The organism is Actinomadura rugatobispora (assembly GCF_042656285.1).
Taxonomy (GTDB): Bacteria; Actinomycetota; Actinomycetes; order Streptosporangiales; family Streptosporangiaceae; genus Spirillospora; species Spirillospora rugatobispora.
The window spans coordinates 52,600-73,429 of sequence record NZ_JBHSON010000013.1 but is presented as its reverse complement, the minus strand read 5'-3'; the positions used below and the strand labels follow the sequence as shown (position 1 = coordinate 73,429).

Annotated in this window: 18 protein-coding genes; 9 read left to right on the top strand and 9 right to left on the bottom strand. The window is 74.3% G+C overall.

Translation table 11 applies throughout. The annotated features are described in order from the left end of the window. Nucleotides 1-53 precede the first annotated feature (53 nt). The 9 genes from ACFPZN_RS11920 (at nt 54) to ACFPZN_RS11880 (ending at nt 10,690) form a co-directional block, all read left to right on the top strand. Nucleotides 54-1,349: a cytochrome P450 gene (locus tag ACFPZN_RS11920; protein ID WP_378281940.1), complete on the top strand. Its 1,296-nt coding sequence runs from the start codon at nt 54-56 to the stop codon at nt 1,347-1,349. 133 nt (nt 1,350-1,482) lie between these two features. Then, a complete protein-coding gene (locus ACFPZN_RS11915; RefSeq protein WP_378281939.1) occupies nt 1,483-3,039 on the top strand; it encodes an acyl-CoA synthetase in 1,557 nt (518 codons plus the stop codon). Beyond that, nucleotides 3,039-4,079 (top strand): acyl-CoA dehydrogenase family protein, encoded by a 1,041-nt coding sequence (locus ACFPZN_RS11910; protein ID WP_378281938.1) that lies wholly within the window; start codon nt 3,039-3,041, stop codon nt 4,077-4,079. The genes ACFPZN_RS11915 and ACFPZN_RS11910 overlap by 1 nt, the downstream gene beginning before the upstream one ends. After that, on the top strand, nt 4,076-5,257 hold the full coding sequence (locus ACFPZN_RS11905) for an acyl-CoA dehydrogenase family protein (protein WP_378281937.1): 1,182 nt from the start codon (nt 4,076-4,078) through the stop codon (nt 5,255-5,257). Before ACFPZN_RS11910 ends, ACFPZN_RS11905 begins: the two co-directional genes overlap by 4 nt. Nucleotides 5,258-5,298: 41 nt before the next feature. Then, nucleotides 5,299-6,498: an amidohydrolase family protein gene (locus ACFPZN_RS11900; protein WP_378281936.1), complete on the top strand. Its 1,200-nt coding sequence runs from the start codon at nt 5,299-5,301 to the stop codon at nt 6,496-6,498. 5 nt (nt 6,499-6,503) lie between these two features. Then, complete coding sequence (locus ACFPZN_RS11895) at nt 6,504-7,265, top strand: enoyl-CoA hydratase/isomerase family protein (protein WP_378281935.1); 762 nt, start codon at nt 6,504-6,506, stop codon at nt 7,263-7,265. Further along, nucleotides 7,262-8,953: a class I adenylate-forming enzyme family protein gene (locus ACFPZN_RS11890; protein ID WP_378281934.1), complete on the top strand. Its 1,692-nt coding sequence runs from the start codon at nt 7,262-7,264 to the stop codon at nt 8,951-8,953. The genes ACFPZN_RS11895 and ACFPZN_RS11890 overlap by 4 nt, the downstream gene beginning before the upstream one ends. Next, complete coding sequence (locus ACFPZN_RS11885; RefSeq protein WP_378281933.1) at nt 8,950-9,777, top strand: amidohydrolase family protein; 828 nt, start codon at nt 8,950-8,952, stop codon at nt 9,775-9,777. The genes ACFPZN_RS11890 and ACFPZN_RS11885 overlap by 4 nt, the downstream gene beginning before the upstream one ends. 100 nt (nt 9,778-9,877) lie before the next feature. Then, nucleotides 9,878-10,690: a FadR/GntR family transcriptional regulator gene (locus ACFPZN_RS11880; RefSeq protein WP_378281932.1), complete on the top strand. Its 813-nt coding sequence runs from the start codon at nt 9,878-9,880 to the stop codon at nt 10,688-10,690. A 117-nt stretch (nt 10,691-10,807) separates the two neighbouring features. Here the strand turns inward: ACFPZN_RS11880 and ACFPZN_RS11875 are convergent, their stop codons facing one another. The 9 genes from ACFPZN_RS11875 to ACFPZN_RS11835 are packed head-to-tail and all read right to left on the bottom strand — an operon-like array spanning nt 10,808 to nt 20,766. Then, nucleotides 10,808-12,373 (bottom strand): class I adenylate-forming enzyme family protein, encoded by a 1,566-nt coding sequence (locus ACFPZN_RS11875; RefSeq protein WP_378281931.1) that lies wholly within the window; start codon nt 12,371-12,373, stop codon nt 10,808-10,810. Further along, nucleotides 12,363-13,994 (bottom strand): class I adenylate-forming enzyme family protein, encoded by a 1,632-nt coding sequence (locus ACFPZN_RS11870; protein ID WP_378281930.1) that lies wholly within the window; start codon nt 13,992-13,994, stop codon nt 12,363-12,365. The genes ACFPZN_RS11875 and ACFPZN_RS11870 overlap by 11 nt, the downstream gene beginning before the upstream one ends. A 4-nt stretch (nt 13,995-13,998) precedes the next feature. Further along, nucleotides 13,999-14,631, bottom strand: coding sequence for a hypothetical protein (locus ACFPZN_RS11865; protein ID WP_378281929.1), 633 nt, complete (start codon nt 14,629-14,631; stop codon nt 13,999-14,001). Beyond that, nucleotides 14,631-15,818, bottom strand: coding sequence for an acyl-CoA dehydrogenase family protein (locus ACFPZN_RS11860; RefSeq protein ID WP_378281928.1), 1,188 nt, complete (start codon nt 15,816-15,818; stop codon nt 14,631-14,633). Before ACFPZN_RS11860 ends, ACFPZN_RS11865 begins: the two co-directional genes overlap by 1 nt. Then, nucleotides 15,815-17,311: a class I adenylate-forming enzyme family protein gene (locus ACFPZN_RS11855; RefSeq protein WP_378281927.1), complete on the bottom strand. Its 1,497-nt coding sequence runs from the start codon at nt 17,309-17,311 to the stop codon at nt 15,815-15,817. The genes ACFPZN_RS11860 and ACFPZN_RS11855 overlap by 4 nt, the downstream gene beginning before the upstream one ends. After that, the gene (locus tag ACFPZN_RS11850; protein ID WP_378281926.1) at nt 17,308-18,099 is read right to left on the bottom strand and encodes an enoyl-CoA hydratase/isomerase family protein; all 792 of its coding nucleotides are present in this window, start codon (nt 18,097-18,099) and stop codon (nt 17,308-17,310) included. The genes ACFPZN_RS11855 and ACFPZN_RS11850 overlap by 4 nt, the downstream gene beginning before the upstream one ends. Further along, the gene (locus ACFPZN_RS11845; RefSeq protein WP_378281925.1) at nt 18,096-18,956 is read right to left on the bottom strand and encodes an enoyl-CoA hydratase/isomerase family protein; all 861 of its coding nucleotides are present in this window, start codon (nt 18,954-18,956) and stop codon (nt 18,096-18,098) included. The genes ACFPZN_RS11850 and ACFPZN_RS11845 overlap by 4 nt, the downstream gene beginning before the upstream one ends. After that, complete coding sequence (locus ACFPZN_RS11840) at nt 18,953-19,768, bottom strand: enoyl-CoA hydratase/isomerase family protein (protein ID WP_378281924.1); 816 nt, start codon at nt 19,766-19,768, stop codon at nt 18,953-18,955. Before ACFPZN_RS11840 ends, ACFPZN_RS11845 begins: the two co-directional genes overlap by 4 nt. Then, nucleotides 19,765-20,766 (bottom strand): acyl-CoA dehydrogenase family protein, encoded by a 1,002-nt coding sequence (locus tag ACFPZN_RS11835; protein WP_378281923.1) that lies wholly within the window; start codon nt 20,764-20,766, stop codon nt 19,765-19,767. Before ACFPZN_RS11835 ends, ACFPZN_RS11840 begins: the two co-directional genes overlap by 4 nt. Nucleotides 20,767-20,830: the final 64 nt, after the last annotated feature.

Below are 20,830 nucleotides of genomic sequence, written 5' to 3'. Positions count from 1 at the left end.
CGCCCCGCGCGTCCGGGTTCCCGCGCGAACGCACCCACCGACGGACGTGACGCATGCACGAGGTAAAGCAGCCGCAGACCGCCCCGCAGGGAGCCGCCCGAGTGGCCGACCTGTGCGAGGTGGACCTCTCCGATCCCCGCACCTACACCGCGGGCCCGCCGCACGCGGCCTTCGACGTCCTGCGCGAGCGGGCGCCCGTCGCCTGGCAGGACGAGCGCCAGGTCGCGCAGCGGGCGAGCGAGGTCTCCAGCGGGCTCGCCGCCCCGCCCTCCCCCGGCTTCTGGGCGGTGACCGGCCACCGGCTCGTGCACGATCTGTCCCGGCAGCCGGCGCTGTACTCCAACTACCTCGGCGGGGTCCAGCTGTTCACCGCCGACGAGCTCACCCTGGCCGGGCTGCGGCTGATGATGCTCTTCATGGACCCGCCGGAGCACTCCCGGCTCCGCAAGATCATCTCGCCGGCCTTCGCGCCGAAGGCCATCCAGTCGCTGGGCACCACCGTCCAGCGGCACGCCCGGGAGATCGCCGACGACATCGCCGGGGCCGGCACGGTGGACCTGGTCACCACCGTCTCCAAGGAGCTCCCGACCCGGGTGCTGGCGGACCTGCTCGGGATGCCCGAGGAGGACCGCCACCTCATCGTCCAGTGGTCGGACGCGATGATCGGCTTCGAGGACGCCGAGCTCGCCGGCGACCCGGCCGCCGCGGCGGAGACCTTCGGCGAGGCGATCAACTACGGCAAGCAGGTCGCCGCCGACCGCCGAGCCCGGCCCACCGACGACATCATGTCCGCCATCGCCAACGCCGAGGTCGACGGCCAGCGCCTCAGCGACGACGAGTTCTGCATGTTCTGGATCCTGCTGGTCATCGCCGGCAACGAGACCACCCGCAACTCGCTGTCGGGCTCGGTCCTCGCGCTCCAGCAGCAGGGCCTGTGGGACGAGCTCGTCCGCACGCCGGGACTGCTCGCCACCGGCACCGACGAGCTGGTGCGCCACGTCTCCCCCGTGATGCAGTTCCGGCGGACCGCGGCCGAGGACGTCGAGCTCGCCGGGCAGCACATCAGGGCCGGCGACAAGGTCGTCCTGTGGTACACCGCCGCCAACCGCGACCCGAACGTCTTCGCCGACCCGCACACCCTGGACCTGACCCGCGACCCCAACCCGCACCTGGCCTTCGGCACCGGCCCGCACTTCTGCCTCGGCTCCCGCCTGGCCAAGCTCGAGATCTCCATCATGCTCACCGAGCTGCTCTCCCGATACCCGCGCCTGAGCCTGGACGGCGACGCCCGCCGCATCACCTCGAGCTTCATCGCCGGCATCGACCACCTCCCGGTCTCCCTCGGATGACCCCGCCCACGCACACCAGGCCCGCACAGATCCGGTCGGCGCGCACCCGGCCCGCTCCGGTCCGGCCCCCGCAGACCCGCCCCGCACCGACCCGTCCCGCACGCACACCGCCCGCACAGGCCACGGAGGCGCCATGACCACTCACGCGACGGCCGCACTCCAGGCGCTGCCCACGGCGGGAACCGACCCCGGCCGGCCCGCCGTCATCTGCGACTCCGGCGAGACGCTCACCCACGGCGAGCTCGCCGACCGCGCCTCGCGGCTGGCCGGCGCGCTGAGGGAACGCGGCATGCGGGCGGGCGACGTCGTCGCGATCCTGTCCGAGAACACCCCCGCGTACCTGGAGATGACCTGGGCCTGCCGGATCTCCGGGCTCTACTTCGTCACCCTCAACAGCCATCTCGGCGCCGCCGAGATCGCCCACATCATCGGCGACTCCGGGGCCCGCGCGCTGCTGGCCTCGGCGAACCTCCCCGTCCACGCGGAACTCGGCCCCGACCTCGCGCCCGGCGTCGGGCACCGGCTCCTGCGGGGCGGCGCGTCCCCCGGCTGGGAGGACTACGAGAGCGTCCTCGCGAGCGCCCCGCACTACGAGCGCGACACCGAGTTCGAGGGCGACCTGCTCCAGTACTCCTCGGGGACGACCGGACGGCCCAAGGGCATCAAGCGCCCGCTGCGCCCCGCCCCCGCGTCCCCGGCCGAGGACATGTTCACCCTCCTGGTCGGGCTCATCGGCGTCGACGGGGACTCCACCTACCTGTGCCCCGCCCCCCTGTACCACTCCGCGCCCATCATCTGGACGATGACCGCGCTCAGGGTCGGCGCGACCGTGGTGCTGATGTCCAGGTTCGAGCCCGGCAAGGCGCTGCGGCTGATCGAGGAGCACCGGGTCACCCACGGGCAGTTCGTGCCCACGATGTTCACCCGCATGCTGAAGCTCCCGGAGGCGGAGCGGCTCCGCCACGACGTGTCGAGCCTGCGGGGCGTCGTGCACGCCGCCGCGCCCTGCCCGGTCGAGCTGAAGCGGGCGATGCTCGACTGGTGGGGGCCGATCGTCCACGAGTACTGGTCGTCCTCGGAGGGCGCCGGCTTCACCTTCATCACCCCGGACGAGTGGCTGGCGCGGCCGGGCTCGGTCGGCCGCTCCCTGATGGGCGCCCTGCACATCTGCGACGACGAGGGCCGGGAGCTGCCCGCCGGCGAGACCGGCGTCATCTGGGCCGAGGTCGCCGCGGGCTTCACCTACCTCAACGACCCCGGGAAGGACGCCGAGACGACCAGCGCGCAGGGCTGGCGCAGCGTGGGCGACGTCGGGCGGCTGGACGAGGACGGCTACCTGTACTTGACCGACCGCGCCTCCTTCATGATCATCACGGGCGGGGTGAACGTGTACCCGCAGGAGGCCGAGAACCGCCTCCTCGAACACCCGAAGGTGTACGACGCCGCCGTGCTCGGCCTGCCCGACCCCGATCTCGGCGAGATCGCGGTCGCGGTCGTCCAGCCGGTCGACCCGGCGGGCGCCGGGCCCGAACTGGCCGCCGAGCTGACGGACTGGTGCACGTCCGCTCTGGCGCGGTACAAGTGCCCGCGCCGCGTCCAGTTCGCCGACGCGCTCCCGCGCTCGGACACCGGCAAGCTGTTCAAGCGGCGGCTGCGCGAGCAGCTGCTGGCGGAGACGGCGGGGACCTGATGGATCTGGCGCTGCTCCCGGAGGACGAGGAACTGGTCTCCGTCCTGGACGCCGCCCTGGCGAAGGAGTCCTCGGCCGACCGCGTCAGGGCGGCCGAGGGCCTCGGGTTCGACCCGGCGCTCTGGACGACGCTGAACGGGATCGGCGTGCCCGCCCTCGCCCTCGACCAGGACGACTGCACGGCGCTGCGGCTCGTCCTGATCGCCGAGACGGCCGGCCGCCATCTCGCCAGCGCGCCGGTCGTCGAGAGCCTGGTGACCGCGCGGCTGCTCCGGCGGTGCGGCGGCCCTGCGGCGGACGCGCTCGCGGCGCGGTGCGCGGACGGGCGGATCGCGACCCTGGTCCCGCACCCCACGCGCGGGCGGGCGGCCGAGCTCGTGCCCGCCGGCGCGGTGGCCGAGATCGTGCTCGCCTACGACGGCGGCGCCCTCACCGCCGTCCTCGCCGAACCGCCGATGGCCGCCGCCGCCAACCTCGGCGGCATGCCCCTCGCCGACCGCGACCTGTCCGGGGAATCGGGCGGGGCCGAGGTCGAGACGGTCGCGCGCGCCGAACCGGCCCGCCTGGCCTTCGAGGCCGCGCGGTCCGAGTGGCAGCTGCTGACGGCCGCGCAGCTCGTCGGCCTGGCGGCGCGGGCGCTGGAGATCGCGGTCGCCTACGTCCGGGAGCGGCGGGTGTTCGGCCGGCCGGTCGGGTCGTTCCAGACCGTCTCCCACAAGCTCGCCGACCACGCGACGGCGGTCGACGGGGCGCGCCTGCTCGTCCGGGAGGCCGCCTGGGCCGCCGACGCGGACGACCCGCGCGCCCGCGCGCTGTCGGCCATGGCCTTCTGCTACGCGGCCGAGCAGGCCGTCGCCGTCACCGCGGACGCGCTGCACTTCCACGGCGGCTACGGATTCACCACCGAGTACGACATCCAGCTCTACTACCGGCGCGCCCAGGCCTACCCGCTCGTGTGGGGGTCGGTGCAGCGGGAGTACCAGCGCGTCGCCGACCACCTGTTCGGCGAGGCCGGAGACCGGCGAGGCGGACGCCCATGAACTTCGAACTCGGCGCCGACAGCGAGGCCTTCCGCCGGGAGGTCGCCGCGTTCCTCGACGAGCACCTCACCCCGGACGTGCGCGACCGCGTGCGGGCGAGCGGCTCCATGCACGACTGGGAGCTGCACCGCGCCCTCGCCGGGCGCGGCTGGCTGGCCGCGGGCTGGCCGAAGGAGTACGGCGGCCAGGGCCGCAGCCCGCTGGAGCTCATGGCCATGCGGGAGGAGCTGAAGAAGCGGCACGCGCCGACCGAGGGCATGGGGATGACCGTGCTCGTGGCGCGCACCCTCCTGGACGCCGGGTCGGAGCGGATGCGCGCCGAGATCATCCCCCGCGCGATCAACGGCGAGATCCTGATCTGCCTCGGCTACACCGAGCCGCAGGGCGGCTCGGACGTGGCGTCCGCCCGCACCAGGGCCGAGCGGGACGGCGACGGCTGGGTGATCGACGGCCAGAAGGTGTTCACGACCCTGGCCGAGGAGGCGCACTACGTCTTCCTCCTCACCCGCACCAGCACCGAGGGGCCCAAGCACCGGGGGCTCACCATGTTCCTGGTGCCGATGGACACGCCGGGCATCGAGGTCCACCCGATCCGGACGCTGGGCGGGGAGCGCACCAACACCGTCCACTACACCGGCGTCCGGGTGCCCGACAGCGCCCGCGTCGGGGCCGTCGACGGCGGCTGGGACGTGCTGATGACGGCGCTGACCTACGAGCGCAGCGGCGTCGGCGACGATTCGCGGCTGCTGAACACGATCGTCGAGGCGGCGCGGGACGCGGCTCGCGAGACGGAGGGCGAGCGCGGCGCGGCGCACTCGGCGTCCATCGACGACCCGACCGTGCGCGAGCGGCTGGCCCGGCTCGCGATCGACGTCGAGGTCGCCAAGCTGCTGGGACGGCGCAGCTGCTGGATCGAGGCGACCGGCGGGATCCCGACCGTCGAGGCGTCGATGCACAAGCTCTTCCACGCCGAGTCCCGGCTGCGGTTCTCGTCCGTGCTGCTGGACCTGCTGGGCCCGCGCGGCCTCCGCGAGGTCGGCGATCCGCTGGCCGTGGCCGGCGGCGCGTTCGCCGAGGAGTTCCGGCACGCGGTGATCATGCCGATCTGGGGCGGGTCGAGCGAGGTCCAGCGCCGCATCATCGCCGAGCGCGGCCTGGGCCTGCCGCGCTCGCAGTGAGGCGGTGAGGCAGTGAGGACGCCACGAGAGGAGAAACGTCCATGCCCATGACACTTGGCGGCCGGCCGTTCCGGCCGTTCGACGCCGACAACCACTACTACGAGTCCGTGGACGCCTTCACCAGGCACCTCGATCGGAGGTTCCGCCGCCGCGGCGTCCAGGTCGTGCAGACCGGCGACCGGACGATGATCCTGATCGGGGAGAAGGTCAACCGGTTCATCCCCGACCCGACCTTCGATCCGGTGCTCGTCCCGGGCGCGCTCGACCCCTACTTCCGCGGGGAGATCCCGGAGGGGGTGGACCCCGACAGCCTCCGGGTGGTCGAGCCGATCCACCCCGAGTACCGCGACCGGGACGCGCGGGTCGAGCAGGTCGAGGCGCAGGGGCTCGATCTCGTGCTGCTCTTCCCCACCCTGGGATGCGGGGTGGAGCAGGCGCTGCGGCACGACGTCCCCGCCACGATGGCGACGCTGACGGCGTTCAACCGGTGGCTCGAGGACGACTGGGGGTTCGCCTACCGGGACCGGCTGTACGCCGCGCCGATGATCTCGCTGGCCGACCCGGCCGCCGCGCCGGTGGAACTGGACCGGGTGCTGGACCGCGGCGCCCGCGTGGTGTGCGTGCGGCCCGCGCCCGTCCCGGGTGCGGACGGCCGGCCCCGCTCCCTCGGCGACCCCGCGCACGACCCCGTCTGGGCGCGGCTGGCCGAGGCCGGCGTGCCGGTCGCCTTCCACCTCTCCGACAGCGGCTACACGCACATCTCGGCCGCGTGGGGCGGACCCGCCGACTACGACCCGTTCCACATCGATCCGCTGACCAAGCTCGTGATCAGCGACCGCGCGATCCACGACACGATCGGGTCGCTGATCATCCACGGCGTCTTCGACCGGCATCCCGCCCTCAAGGTCATGAGCATCGAGAACGGGGCACCCTGGGTCCCGCTGCTGGTCAAGCGGCTGCGGAAGCTGGCCAACCAGCAGCCGCGCCGCTTCGCCGCCGATCCGGGCGACACGCTGCGCGAGCACGTCTGGGTGGCGCCGTACTTCGAGGACGACGTCGCCGAGCTCGCCGGGGCGATCGGCGTCGAGCGGGTGCTCTTCGGGTCCGACTGGCCGCACGGCGAGGGGCTCGCCGAGCCGACCGACTTCACCAAGCAGCTCGGCGGGTTCGACGACGCCGCGGTCCGCCGGATCATGCGGGACAACCTGGCCGAGTGCCTCGGCATGCCCGTCGGCGGCTGAGCGCCATGGCCCACACCGAACCCGGCACCGACGAACCCCCGGTCCGGTACCTGCCCGGCACGATCGCGCACCTGGTGTTCAACCGGCCGCGCGTCAAGAACGCGCTCGACGCCGAGTCGTGGCGGCTGCTGGCGGAGGCGCTCGAACGGTTCGAGCACGATCCGGACGCCCGCGTGCTCGTCCTGTCCGGCGCGGACGGGGAGTTCTGCTCCGGGGCCGATCTGTCCGGCAACATCAACGCCTCGTCGGAGAAGGTCTCGGCGAAGATGCGGGAGATCTCGCCGATCATCGTCCGGCTGCACGCCATGCCGAAGCCGACGCTGGCGAAGGTGGACGGGGTGGCCGTCGGCGTGGGCATGAGCATCGCGCTGGGCTGCGACATCGTCCTCGCCTCGGACCGCGCGCGCTTCGGGGCGGTGTTCTCCCGGCGCGGCCTGACCCCGGACGGCGGGCTGAGCTGGCTGCTGCCCCGCGTCGTCGGCGCCCACAAGGCCAAGGAGCTCACCCTGTTCGGACGGCTGGTCGACGCCGCCGAGGCCCGCGAGCTGGGCCTGGCCAACCTCGTGGTCCCCGCGGACGAACTCGACGCCGTGGCCGACGACTGGTCGGAACGGCTCGCCCAGTGCGCGCCCGGCGCCGCCGCGGACACCCTCGGCCTCATCGACGGCGCCTGGAACAGCACGTTCACCGAGGCCCTGGAGAACGAGGCGGCGGCGCAGCGGCGCGCGGTCGCGGCGGTGCGGGCGGGCAGGAGCGCGGAGCGATGAGCGACCTCATCAAGGAAACCTTCCCCAACGCCTCGCGCACCGGGTTCGGACGCTCGCTCATCGCCCCGGGCGGGCGGTTCGCGGTCGTCGAGGAGGACGTCCTGGGCGAGCGGATGGCCGTGTTCGCCGACCGGGCCGCCTCGATCCTGGAGCTGCTGACCACCGCCACGGCGGCCTACCCCGACCGCGAGTACCTCGCCGACGAGGACCGCCGCCTCACCTACCGCGAGCACCTGTCCGCGGTCGCCGAGCTGGCGCGGATCCTGCGCGAGGAGCACGGGGTGGAGCCCGGCGACCGGGTGGGGCTGATCGCCGCCAACTGCATCGAGTGGGTCATCGGCTTCTGGGCCGTGCTGGCCGCCGGCGGCGTGGTCGTGGCGATGAACGGCTTCTGGAGCGACCCGGAGATCGAGGCCGCCGCGGCGCTGGTGGCGCCGCGCCTCGTGCTCGGCGACGACCGGCGGCTGGAGGCCGTGGCGCGCGCCGCGCCCGGCCTGCCCCGGCTGCGGTTCACCCCCGAGCTCTACGACCGGATCACCGGCGCGGGCGCCGCGCCGCCGGCGGTGCCGGCGGCGGAGGAGGACGACCCGGCGGTGCTGATCTTCACCAGCGGGACGACGGGCCGCCCGAAGGCCGTCGCGCACAGCCACCGCTCGGTGGTCGGGTTCGTCGCCTGCAACCGGTTCAACACGCTGGTGCGGGCCGGGGCGATGCCCGCGGCGCCGCCCCCGCCGGCGCGCGTCCTGGTCACCCCTCCCCTGTTCCACCTGTCCGCCCTGTACGGGGCCGTCCTGATGTTCACCGTCTCGGGCGGGCTGCTGATCATGCGCCCGGGACGGTTCGGTGAGGAGCGCACGCTGCGCGCGATCGAGTCCGAGCGGGTGACGGTGTGGCTGTCGGTCGGGAGCGCCGCGCCCCGGGTCGCCGCGCATCCGGAGCGCGACCGGTACGACCTGTCCAGCCTGGCGAGCGTGGTGGTCGGGGGCGCGCCGATGAGCCCGGCGGTCAAGCGGCAGCTCAGCGAGGCGTTCCCGTCCGCGGCGGCGGGCTTCCGGATGGGGTACACCAGCAGCGAGGGCGGCAGCATCGTCGCCAGCATCGGCGGCGCCGACTTCATCGCCCACCCCGAGTCGACCGGGCCGCTGCAGGACGGCGTCCAGGTCTCCGTCCGCGACGGGGACGGCACCGCCCTCCCCCTCGGGTCGGAGGGCTTCGTCCACGTCCGGAGCCCGTACACGATGCTGGGCTACTGGGACGATCCGGAGGCCACGGCGGAGGTGTTCGGCCCCGGCCGGTGGCTGGCGATGGGGGACATCGGGCGGATCGAGGACGGGCTGCTCTACGTCAACTCCCGGGCGGGCGATCTGATCTTCGTCTCGGCGGAGAACGTCCACCCGTCGGAGGTGGAGTACCGGCTGGAGGCCCATCCCGACGTCGAGGAGAGCGCCGTCGCCGGGATCGACGACCCCGTGACCGGGCAGGCGGTGATGGCGTTCGTGGTCCTGCGGGAGAAGGCCGCCGCCGGCGAGCGGGAGCTGGCCGACTGGTGCCGGTCGGCGCTGCCGCCGTACAAGGTGCCGACGGCCTGGCGGCTGCGGACCGAACCGCTGCCCCGGAACGCGGCGGGGAAGGTGCTGCGCACCGCGCTGCTCGCCGCCGAGCCCGGCCCCGGGAGGACGGCGCCGTGACCGGGCCCGGAGTGATCGACTGCCTGGTCAACGTGGACTTCGGCGACCGCGCGCAGCCGGACTGGATGGTCCGCGTCAAGGAGGACTACTTCAGGGCCGGGGACGAGATGCTGGAGAGCACGTCCCGGGAGGCCCTCATCGAGGAGATGGACGCCAACGGCGTCACCCGGGCGATCCTCCTGACCGGTCTCGCCGAGCCCTCGAAGCGCGCGCTGTCCTACGTGGAGGCGCGCCCGGACCGGTTCGCGCTGGGCATCGGACGGCTCGACCTGCTCAAGCCCATGCCGACGCTGCGGGCGCTCGACGCGTTCCGCCGCTCCCATCCCGTCGCCTACGCGCAGGTGGGGCCGAGCTTCTGGGGCGACGGCCGGTATCCGCCGAGCGACGCGGTGTACTACCCGCTGTACACCAAGTGCTGCGAGTGGGACCTCCCGCTCTGCCTGGCCACCGGGCTGCCGGGTCCGCCGATCGCCGGTGAGGCGCAGCACCCCATGCATCTGGACCGCGTCTGCCAGCGCTTTCCCGAGCTGAGGCTGTGCATGCACCACGGCGCGGACCCGTGGTGGGACGTGGCCATCCGGCTGATGATGAAGTACCGCAACCTCCGGCTGATGACCTCCGCCTGGTCCCCGCGCCGCCTGCCCGAGCCGCTGCTGCGCTACATGCGCGGCCGGGGCCGCGACCGCGTGATCTTCGCGTCCGACTCCCCGGTGCTGCCGATCACGCGCTGCGTCACCGAGGCGCGCGCCCTGGACCTTCCGGAGGACGTGCTCGCCGCCTTCCTCGGCGGCAACGCCGCCGGGTTCTTCGGTCCCGGAGCGTGACCGGCGGGCGCCGACCGGCGCCGCACGGCCCGGCCGACTATGCTCGGCAGCACGCCATGGGGCTGGTTCATGGCGCCGGGTTTTCGACGGGGAGCGGTTCGTGCGGCCACCTTTGCTTGCGGAACTCGTGGCCGCGCGGCTGAGGGAGAGGATCCTCAACGGCGAGCTGCGCGAGGGCGACGTCCTGCCGCCGCAGGAGCAGCTCATGGCCGAGCTCCAGGTGAGCTTCGGCGTCCTCCGCGAGGCGCTGCGGATCCTGGAGAACGACGGGCTGCTCCTGGTCCGCCGCGGGAACGTGGGCGGCTCCGTCGTCCGCGCCCCCAAGGTCGGGCGCGCCGCCCAGATGATCGGCATGCTGCTGCAGGCGCGGCTCACCACGGCCGCCGACGTCAGCACCACGCTCACCCGGATCGAGCCGATCTGCGCGGGCATGTGCGCGGCCCGTCCCGACCGCGCGGAGACCGTCGTCCCGGCGCTGCGCGCGATCCTGGACCGCCAGCTGGCGGAGATCGACGACCTGGACGCCTACGTGCCCAACGCCCGGCGGTTCCACGAGGCGATGGTGGAGCTGTGCGGCAGCGACACCATGATCGTGGTGGTCGGCGCGCTCGAGGCGATCTGGTCGGCGCACGAGTCCGCGGTCTGGAGCACGGTGGCCACGGGGCACGGCCCGGCCCGGTCGGCGGCGGCGGTGGCCTCCGCCGCCGAGTCCCCGGACGCGCCGATGTCGCGCGCGGTCCGCCGCGACGCGATCCGCGCGCACGAGAACCTGCTGGCGGCGATCGAGGCCGGGGACGGGGACCGCGCGCAGACGCTGGCGGCGGCGCACCTGTCGCTCGCCCGTGACAACACGCTGGCGTGGGCGGAGAGCACGACCATACGCGCCGCGACGATCACCCCGGCGCTCGACTGACCGGCACCCGGAGCGGAGCGCCGGCGGAGTGGAGGGTGACGGTCAGTCCGCTCTTGCCGGGGAGTCTGAGGGGTCGCCCCCTCAGAATGTCACCACCGGCACCCGGAGCGCTCCCGCTCAGCGGGCGAGCAGGCGCTGGAGGGCGGCCTTGTCGACCTTGCCGCTGGCGACGCGGGGCACGTCGGCGCCGGCCGCCAGCACCCGCAGGACGCCGGGCACCTTGACCGCGCTCAGCCGCTCCCGCAGCGCCGCGCGCACGCCGGCCTCGTCCAGCGGCGCGTCGCGGTCCGGGACGACGGCCGCCGCGAGCAGCGCCGCGCCGTCCGGGCCCGCGAGGTCGGTGACGAACGCGTGCCGGACGCCGGGGACGCCCAGCAGTGCGGCCTCCACCTCCGACGGGTACACGGTGACACCGCGGATCTTGAGCATGTCGTCGAGGCGGCCGTGGTACCACAGGCGCCCATCGTCGCCGAGGTGCCCGAGGTCTCCCGTCCGGTACCAGCCGTCCCGGGTGAAGACCTCCTCGCGGGACCGGCCGCACATGCCGCGCATGAGGTTGGGGCCGCGCACCCAGATCTCGCCGTGGTCGCCCGGCTTCGCCGGTTCCCCGGTGCCGGGGTCGGCGATCCGTACCCGCACCCCCTCGAACGGCGTCCCGCAGCTGCCCCACGCGTCGGGCGGCATGTCGCGGTCGACGGGGTCGCCGCAATAGGGCCCGAAGGTCTCCGTCATCCCGAACAGGTTCGCCCGCGACCCCGGCCGGCCCCGCAGCTCCGGCGGCAGGACGCCGGCGAGGCTGCCCGGCCGCAGGGACGATAGATCGGCTTCGGCGGCGCGCGGATGGGCCGCGAGCCGGGCGGCCTGGTCGGGCCAGCCGCGGAACAGCGTCGCGCGCTCGCGGGTCAGCAGTTCGAGCGTCTGCTCGGGTTCGGGGACGGCCTCGGTGAGCAGCGTCGCGCCCGCGACGAGCGCGGTGAGCAGGCCGCCGCCGAATCCGCCCATCCAGAAGAACGGCATCGGGATGTACAGCCGCTCCTCCGGCCGCACGCTCCGGGCCGCCAACCCGGAGGCCACCGCGCGCAGGGCGTTGCCGTGGGTGTGGATGACGCCCTTCGGCAGTCCGCGGCTCCCGGAGGTGAACATGATCGCGAGATCGTCGGCGGGCCTGGCCCGGCTCTCCAGGGCGGCCGCGAGGTCCCGGTACGGGGCGGCCGGCGCGGGCCGGGCCCGCAGCTCGTCCCAGCGCCAGGCCGACCTCAGCGCGGGGAGCCTGGGCGTGCGCCCGTCCTCCGCGCCGAGGGGCAGCAGCTCCGCGAACTCCTCCAGGTAGTCGCGGCCGCGGAACCCGTCGACCAGCACCAGCCGCTCCACCGCGGCGACGCGCAGCTGCTGTTCGAGCTCGGGCGGGCGCGACAGCGTGCTGAGCGGGACGAGGACGGCGCCGATGCGCATGGCCGCGAAGGCGCAGACGGCCCAGTCGATGCCGTTCTCCATCAGCAGCCCGACCCGGGTGCGGCGGCCGACGCCGTGTGCGGCGAGCACGGCCGCCAGGTCCCGGGACGCCCGGTCCAGCCCGGCCCAGGTGATCCGGTCGGTGACGGTCACCAGGGCGTCCAGGCCGGGGGCGTCCGCGGCGAGCCGGGCGAGCGCGGCGGGCATCGTCTGCGGGGTGTCAGCGGTCACCGAACAACTCCTCGAGGGCGCTCATGTCGACCTTGCCGCTGGAGCGCAGCGGCACCTCGTCGACCGGCACGGCACGGACCGCGCGGGGGATCTTGTACGGCGAGAGGACCGGGGCCAGGGCGGCGCGCAACCCCGCCGCGTCCGGCGGCGGCCCCTCCGCGCTCTCCTCGCCGTCCGCGCCGCCGACGACCAGGACGGCCGCGACGATCTGGCCGCGGTCGGCGTCGGGCAGGCCGAGCACGTACGACGAGAGGCCGGTGGCGGTGAGGATCGCGTCCTGCACCTCGGCCGGCGACACGCTCGCGCCCGACGTCTTGATCAGGTCGTCGCCGCGGCCGAGGAAGTACCAGTGCCCGTCCTCGTCGGTGCGGGCCGCGTCGCCGGTGTGGAACCAGCCGTCCTCGTCGAAGGCGTCGAAGCGCTCGACGCCGAGGTAGCCCCGCATGAGCGCGGGACCGCGCAGCCACAGCTCGCCCTTCTCCCCCGGCGGGAGGTCGGCGCCGCTCTCCGGGTCGACGATCCGGGCCTGGTATCCGGGGACCGGCCGCCCGAACGAGCCGCGCCGGCCCTCCGGCAGGTCCTCGTCGTGGTCGTCGGCGAGCACGACGCTGCCGCCCTCGGTGATCCCGAGCATGTTCGGCCGCAGCCCGGGATCGGCGGGCCGGGCGCTCTCGGGCATGATCGGGTAGAGGTTGCCGCGGCGGATGGACGACAGGTCGCGGCGCGGGTAGCTCGGGTCGGCGGCCAGGGCCGCGACCGACGAGGCGTAGCCGTTCACCATCGTGGGCCGCTCGCGCTCGATGACGTCCAGCACCTTGGACGGCTCGGCGGCGCGCGAGCAGACGAGCGTCGCCCCGGCGAGCAGCGTCCCGAGGAGGGTGTAGGAGAAGCCGCCGATCCAGAAGAACGGCGAGTTGGAGAACAGCACCTCGTCCGGGCCGTAGTCGCGCATCGCGTTCAGCACGCGCAGGTGGTCGAGCAGCGCGCCGTGGGTGTGCACGACGCCCTTCGGGGCGCTCGTCGAGCCCGAGGTGTGCACGATCACCAGGTCGTCCGACGGCGCCACGTCGGCCTCGACGGCGGCGAGGAGGTCGTCGCCGACCGCCTCGCCCGCGCGCGGCAGGCCGGCACCGTCCTCGCCGGCCCCGGCGGTCTCGCCGAGGAAGAAGACCCGGCGCAGGTTGGGCGCGGCGGTCGACGGCAGCGGCGGCGGCCGGTCCGTGTCGAGGCCGATGGCCTCCGCGAGCAGGGCGCGGAAGTCCTTGGAACGGTAGGAGGGCGCGGCCAGGAGGAGGGCGGTGTCCGAGCCGTCGACCAGGGTGTGCAGTTCCGCGGCGGTGGACATCGTGCTCATCGGGACGGCCACGGCTCCGATCCGGGCCGCCGCCAGGGCGCCGAGCACGAAACCGGCCCCGTTGGGCATCAGCAGGCCGACGTGGGTGCCGCGGCCGGCGCCCGCAGCGATCAGCTCCTTGGCGAGCCGGCCCGACGCCTCGAAGGTCTCGCGGTAGGTCAGCCGCTCGTCATCGCAGACCAGGAAGGTGCGGCCGGGGACGTCGGACGCCCTCAGCCGCAGCACCTCCCCCACGGTGCGGGCGTCCTCGTTCACATGCGCGGTCATGGCGTCACCTCCGTGCGGAGACGGCGGGCAGCTTCGCGCGGTCGCCGCGGACCGCGCTGGTGCGGGCGGAGCAGAGCGTCTCACCGGCCGACATCAGGCGCATCTCCGAGTCCACCGAGCCGTCCGCGACCGTCCTGTCGATCGTGAACTCCAGCTCCGCCGACACCGGGACGGGACGCCGGTAGCGCAGCTCGATCCCGCGGGTCTTGCCCGTCTCGCCCACGGCGCAGTTGTGGTGCTGGACGACGCAGTCGGCGAAGACCGCGAGGAACCCGCCGTGGACGCAGCCCGGCGGGCCCTCGTAGCAGATCGGGAACCGCACGGTACCGGTGGCGCGCTCCGGGCCCTCGACGGTGATCCGGTACGTCGGGAACATCGGGTTGAACTCACCGACGTCGGTTCCGTGGTCGAGGTAGACGCGGCCGTCGCCGCCGGCCAGGGCGCCGACCCGCGGCCCCGGTCCGGGCGGGACGCGCCGTTCCAGCCGCCGCCGGGCCTCGCCCAGCGCGCGGGTGGCCTCGTCCAGGAGCGGGTCCGCCTCTTCCAGGCTCAGCACCACCGAGCACAGGGCCCGGACCTCCTCGGCGAAGCGCTCCTGCTCGGGGAGCGCCCGCTCACCGAAGACCCACGGCTCCATCAGGCCCCCTTCGGCAGGCCGAGGACGCGCTCGGCGATGACGTTGCGCTGGATCTGGGACGTGCCGGCCGCGATCGTGGTGTGCAGCGACCACAGGTAGTCGTGCGTGATCGTCCCGGTGTCGAACCCGTCCACGGTCTCGCCGGCGATCGCGGGGCGGCCCGCGACGCGCACGAACAGCTCGCTGATCGACTGCGCCAGCTCGCTGTAGCGCAGCTTCACCGCCGAGCCGTAGGCCGCGGGGAGGCCGGTGCGCGCGCTCTCGGCGATCGACATCTGCGTCATCCGCCACAGCGCGGTCACCTCCGCCGCCATGATCCCGACGTCGCGGCGCAGCCCCGCGTCGTCCCAGGCCACGCCGGACCCGTCGCGCCGGGTCCGGGCCAGCCGGACCAGCGCGCGCAGCGTCCGGCCCAGCTCGACGATGTGGGACGCGAACGCCGTGCCGCGCTCGAACCGCAGGGTGACGTTCGCGACCCGCCAGCCGTCGTTCTCCGCCCCGACGAGGTTGGCGACGGGCACCCGCGCCCCGTCGAGGAAGATCTCGCAGAAGTGGTCGTCGTCGTCGATCGTCCGCAGCGGCCGCACCTCGATCCCGGGCGTCCGCATGTCCAGGATCAGCCAGCTGATCCCCTGGTGCCTGGGGGCGTCCGGATCGGTGCGCACCAGCAGCTCGCAGTAGTCGGCGACCTGCGCGCGGGTGCTCCAGATCTTGTGGCCGGTGACGACGTAGTGGTCGCCGTCGCGCACCGCGCGGGTGCGCAGCGAGGCGAGGTCGGAGCCGGCCTCGGGCTCGGAGAAGCCCTGGCACCAGACGTCCTCGCCGCGCAGGATCCGCGGCAGGTGGTGGGCGCGCTGCGCGTCCGTGCCCTCGGCGATCAGCGTCGGCCCGGCGTGCCTGGTCCCGACGAACATCGTGCCCGGTGGGGGTGCGCCCGCGCGGGCGTTCTCCTCCAGGAAGACCAGCTGCTCGCCGAGCGACGCGCCGCGCCCGCCGAACTCCCGGGACCAGCCCATGCCCGCGTAGCCGGCGTCGGACAGGCGCCGCTGCCACCGCACGTCGTAGGCGCGGCGCGCGGCCCAGTCTCCGGCCGGGGGCGGCGGCCCCTGGTCGGCGACCGCGTCCGCCAGCCAGGCGCGCACCTCCGCCCGGAACGCCTCGTCCTCCGGGGACGTCAGGAAGGTCATCCGGACTCCTCTCCCAGCGGGCCGAGCAGTTCCCGCGCGGCGGTGAGGTCGACCTTGCCCGAGGCCGTCCGCGGAAGCTCGCCGGCGAACCGCACATCGACCGGCACCTCGTAGCGGGCCAGGTGCTCTCGGGCGTGGGCGAGCAGTTCCTCGCGCCCCAGGGTGCGCCCCGGACGCGTCTCGACCACCGCGACCGGCACGGCGCCCAGCCGCGCGTCGGGAACGCCGACGACCACGGCGGCGCGCACCGCCGGATGCCGTTCCAGGGCCGACCTGACCTGGTCGGGCTGCACCTTGAAGCCGCCCCGGATGATCGTCTGGTCCGCGCGTCCCACGATCCAGAGGAACCCGTCGGCGTCGATGCGGGCCAGGTCGGTGGTGCGGATCCACGGCGCGTCCTCGCCGAACTGCGCCGGGCGCACCTCCAGCAGACCGGCCTCGCCCGCGGGCAGTTCCCGGCCCTCCGGGGCGACCACGCGCAGCCCGCAGCCGGCGTGGGCGCGGCCCACGCTGCCGCGCTTGCTCTCCGCGAACTCGCGGTGGTCGGCGAGGTTCCAGCCCGCGACGCCGCCGCCGAACTCGGTGGCCGCGTACGACGTCAGCACCGGCACGCCGAAGCGCTCGGTGAACGCCTCCGCGTCCGCGGGGTCCAGCGGCGCCGTCCCGGACACCACCGACAGCAGGCTGGAGAGGTCGTCGCGGGTCAGGTCGGAGTCCAGGACCATGCGCAGCGCCGCCGGGACCAGGCTGGCCGTCTTGGGGTGGTGCCGGCGCACCGCCGCCGCCCACCGCTCGACCTCGAACCTGGGCAGGAGGACGAAGGAGCGCCCGTCAAGCACGCACTGCACGACGCGGAACAGGCCGCCGAGATGCACGAGCGGGGCGTTCACGATGGCCACGCCGCGCCGCAGGACGGGTTCCCGGCTCCGGTTCGACTCGTAGTGCTTGGCGCCCTCCATGGTCCGCGCGAGCATGTCCGCGCCGAGGTCCACGCGCTTGGGCGGCCCGGTCGTGCCGCTGGTCAGCATCCGCACCGCCACGCCCGGCGCCGCCGGGACCCGGGGGGCGGACTCGGCGCGGGTGACCTGCGCGCCCTCGCCCGTGCCGTCCGGCACGACGCGCAGTCCGGGGCCGGTGTCCGGGCCGAACGTCGCCATGTCGTCGGCGGTGCCGGCGAGCCCCGCCAGCTCCAGCCCGGCGATCTCGGAGCGGACCCGTTCGACCCCGAGGCCCGGGTTGATCGTCACCACGCATCCGTCGGCGAGCAGGACGCCGAGCAGGACCCCGACATGCCAGGGCGTGTTCCGCAGGATCACCCCGACGGGCGCGCCGGGCTCCGGCACGGCCTCGGCGACGGCGTCCGCGATGCCGGCCAGCCGGCCCCAGCTCCACCAGGCGTCCTCGAACTCGATGGCGCGCGCGTCCCGGTCGAGCGTCAGCATCCGGTCCAGCCCGCGCGCCAGCGGGCTCCCGCTCCGCGTGCCCGCGGTCATCGGATCACCACGTCCGGCTTGGCGACCTGGTCGCGGTCGACCTGGCTCATGCCGATCGGGTTGCCGAGCCTGGTGTAGGTGAGCCCCTGCTCCACGGCGGCCCGGTACGGCTTGTCCAGCGACTCCCAGATCGCCCGGACGGTGCCCTGCGTGGCGGCCGCCGGCTTCTCCGCGATGCTCCGCGCGATCTCGTCGGCGCGCGCCCACAGGTCCCCGGCCGGCACGATCTCGGTGACGAGCCCGATCCGCAGCGCGGTCTCCGCGCCGACGCGCTCGTCGTTCCCCCGCAGCGCCATCCGCAGGGTGTCGCCCAGCCCGATCCGCCGCATCAGCCCGATCGGCTCGATCGCCGACACCATGCCGTAGGTGACATGGGAGTCGAAGAACGTCGCGTCCTGCGAGCAGATGACGATGTCGGCCTCGTTGACGAAGTAGAACGCCCCGCCCGTGCAGATGCCCTGGACCGCGCAGACCACGGGCTTCCACAGCTTCTGCCACTTGGGGCTGAGCAGCTCGCCGGGGTCCTCGTGGTTCCAGACGTCGTCCGGCTGCTCGTAGCGCTCCTGGACGTCCAGGCCGGCGCTGAACGCGCGGTCGCCCGCCGCCCGGAGCACCACGGCGTTGATCTCCGCGTCGTGCTTGATCCGGTGCCACGCGTCGGCGACCTCGTGGCACATCCGCTTGTTGAAGGCGTTGAGGCGCTTGGGCCGGTCGAGGGTGACGGTGGCGACCCGCGTGCCGTGGTCGGCCTCGTACCGGATCGTCTCGTAGCCGGGGTCCTCGGTCATTGGCACCGCCACTCGGGAGAGCGTCGTTCCAGGAAGGCCGCGGGGCCTTCGAGCGCGTCCTCGGTGCGGGTCACCCGCTCGCGGTACGCCTCGGCCAGCAGCTCCGCCTCGTACAGGGGCAGGCCCAGCCCCTTGCGGACCGCCATCCGGGTGCCCCGGACCGCCAGCGGGGCGTTGCGGTTCACCAGTTCGGCGATCTCGCGGGCCCGCTCCCGCAGCCCGTCGGCCGGGACGAGCTCGCTGACCAGGCCCAGATCGTAGGCGCGCTGCGCGCCCAGCCGCTCGTGCTTGCCCAGCAGCGCCATCCGCAGCGCGATGTTGAGCGGGACGACCCGCGCCAGCCGCACGGACTCCCGCGCCGACACGACGCCGATCGACACGTGCGGGTCCATGAACTCGGCCGTGTCGGCGGCGATGACGATGTCGGCCGTGGTGACCAGGTCCATCCCGGCGCCGCAGCACAGCCCGTTGATCGCCGCGATGACCGGCTTGGTCATCGTCCGGAACGGCGGGGTCGCCTCCTGCGGGGCGTCCCACTGCTCGTGCGTCGACAGGTACGGCTCCTCGTAGACCACCTTCCCGGTCCCGGGGATCTCGCCGACGTCGGCGCCCGAGGTGAACGCGCGCCCGGTGCCGGTCACGACGACGACCCACACGTCGGGGTCGGCCTCGGCGGCGGTGTAGGCGTGCTTCAGCTCGCGGGCCATGAGGGGGCTGATCGCGTTCAGCACCTTCGGCCGGTTCAGGGTGACGGTCGCGACGCGGTCCGAGACCTCGTACAGGATCGTCTCGTACGCCTCGGGCGGCGGCGGGTCGGTTCGGCCCATGTGCGGGATCCCCTCGTGTGCGTCGGTCATCGTCCGGTGTAGTCCGGGTCGCGGCGTGCGGTGAAGGCGGCCAGCCCTTCGCGGAAGTCGGCCGTCCGGGAGGCCAGTTCGAGCCCGAACGACTCGTCGACCAGGGCGCGGGCGAGCGGGACCTCCGACGAGCGCTGCAGCGACTGCTTCGTCAGGCCCAGGGCGACGGTCGGTCCCTTCGCCAGCGCGGCGACCAGCTCCAGGGCGCGGGCGTCCAGGTCGGCCGCGGGGACCGCCTCGTGGATCAGGCCCCACTCGGCGGCCCTGGCGCCGCTCACCTTCTCGCCCAGCAGCAGCATGCGCCGCGCCCGGGCGAGGCCCACCAGCCGCGGCAGCAGCCACGACGCCCCGCTGTCGGGGGTGAAGCCGCGCTTGACGAACGGCTCCCAGAACGTCGCCTCCTCGTCGGCGACGGTGAAGTCGGCGGCGAGCGCGAGCTGGCAGCCCAGGCCCGCCGCGTTGCCGCGGACGGTCGCGACCACTGGGAGCTGGACGGTGAGCAGCAGCTCGATCAGGCGGTGGCTCTGCAGCGGCAGGCGCCTGACCAGGTTCGCGGGCCGGGGCCGTTCCTTGGCGCCGGTGTTCGAGGACACCCAGTCCGACCCCGAGCAGAAGTCGCGTCCCGCCGCGGTGAGGTGGACGGCCCGCAGGTTCCCGTCGACCGCCGCCGCTTCGAGGAGCTCGACGAGCCGGGACGTGGACGCCTGGTCGAGGGCGTTGCGCTTGTGCTCGCGCTCGATCCGCAGCGTCAGGACGCCGTCCCGGACGTCGTGGCGGATGCTCGGCTCGGCGCCGGTCGTGTCCTCGCTCACGCGGCGGCCTCCGGGTCCCGCGCCAGGTCGTCGGCGACGAGCAGCGCGTGCCGTTCCCCCGAGCCGAAGGCGCTGTCGAGCACCCATGCCCGTTTCAGCAGCAGGTGCGGGGAGCTCTCCCAGCTGAAGCCCATGCCGCCGAACACCTGGACGGCCGCGCGCGCGTTGTCGTTCGCCGCCCGGCCGCACAGCAGCTTGGCGGCCGGGAGGTCGGCGCCCGTCCCGTCCACGGCTTCGAGTTCGGAGGCGGCGTAGAGCGCCGCGCGCGCCAGGCTCGTCCGCACGTAGCAGTCGGCGAGCAGGTGCTTGATCGCCTGGAAGGAGCCGATCGGGCGGCCGAACTGCCGCCGCTCCTTGGCGTACCCGATCGCCACGTGCAGGGCCGCGTCGCTGATGCCCAGCAGGAACGCGGCGGACAGCAGGGTGCCGGCGCGGCGCAGGCGGGCCGCCGTCTCGGCGCCGGCCACGCGCTCCCCCTCCGGCAGCCGGTCGATCCGGGCGATCGGGGTCAGGGGATCCAGCGGCCGGGCGACCTCGGCGAAGTCGACGCCGTCCCTCGCGTGCAGGTGGACGCCGTCGCCGGACAGGACCAGCAGCCGGTCGGCGGCCGCGAGGTGCTCGACCAGCAGCGGGTCGCCCTCCGGCCCCGCGTCCCGGTCCACGCCGGTCACGACCAGCTCCCCCGACGCCAGTTCGGGCACGGCCAGCGCCGCGAGCTGCGCCCACACCAGGGGACCCCATCCGAGCGCGCGCCCCAGTTCCTCCGAGGCCAGCGCGGACTCGGCGAGACCGAGGCCGAGGCCGCCGCGCTCCTCAGGGACGGCGAGGGCGAACACGCCGAACTCGGCGAGTCCCTTCCACCACCGGGACGGCTCCTCGGGAGGCGCGACCGCCCCGGCCGACGGGCCGCCGTCCGGCGAGAGGAGCTCGCGCAGCGAGACCCGCAGCTGGTCGCGCCGCCCGTCGGCGCTGCGCGGCCCACTGACCGACAGGGACATGGGCGACCGCCTTTCTTAGCTAAGATTAGTAATATAACCAGCGGTGCGCGAAGGGGTAAAGGGG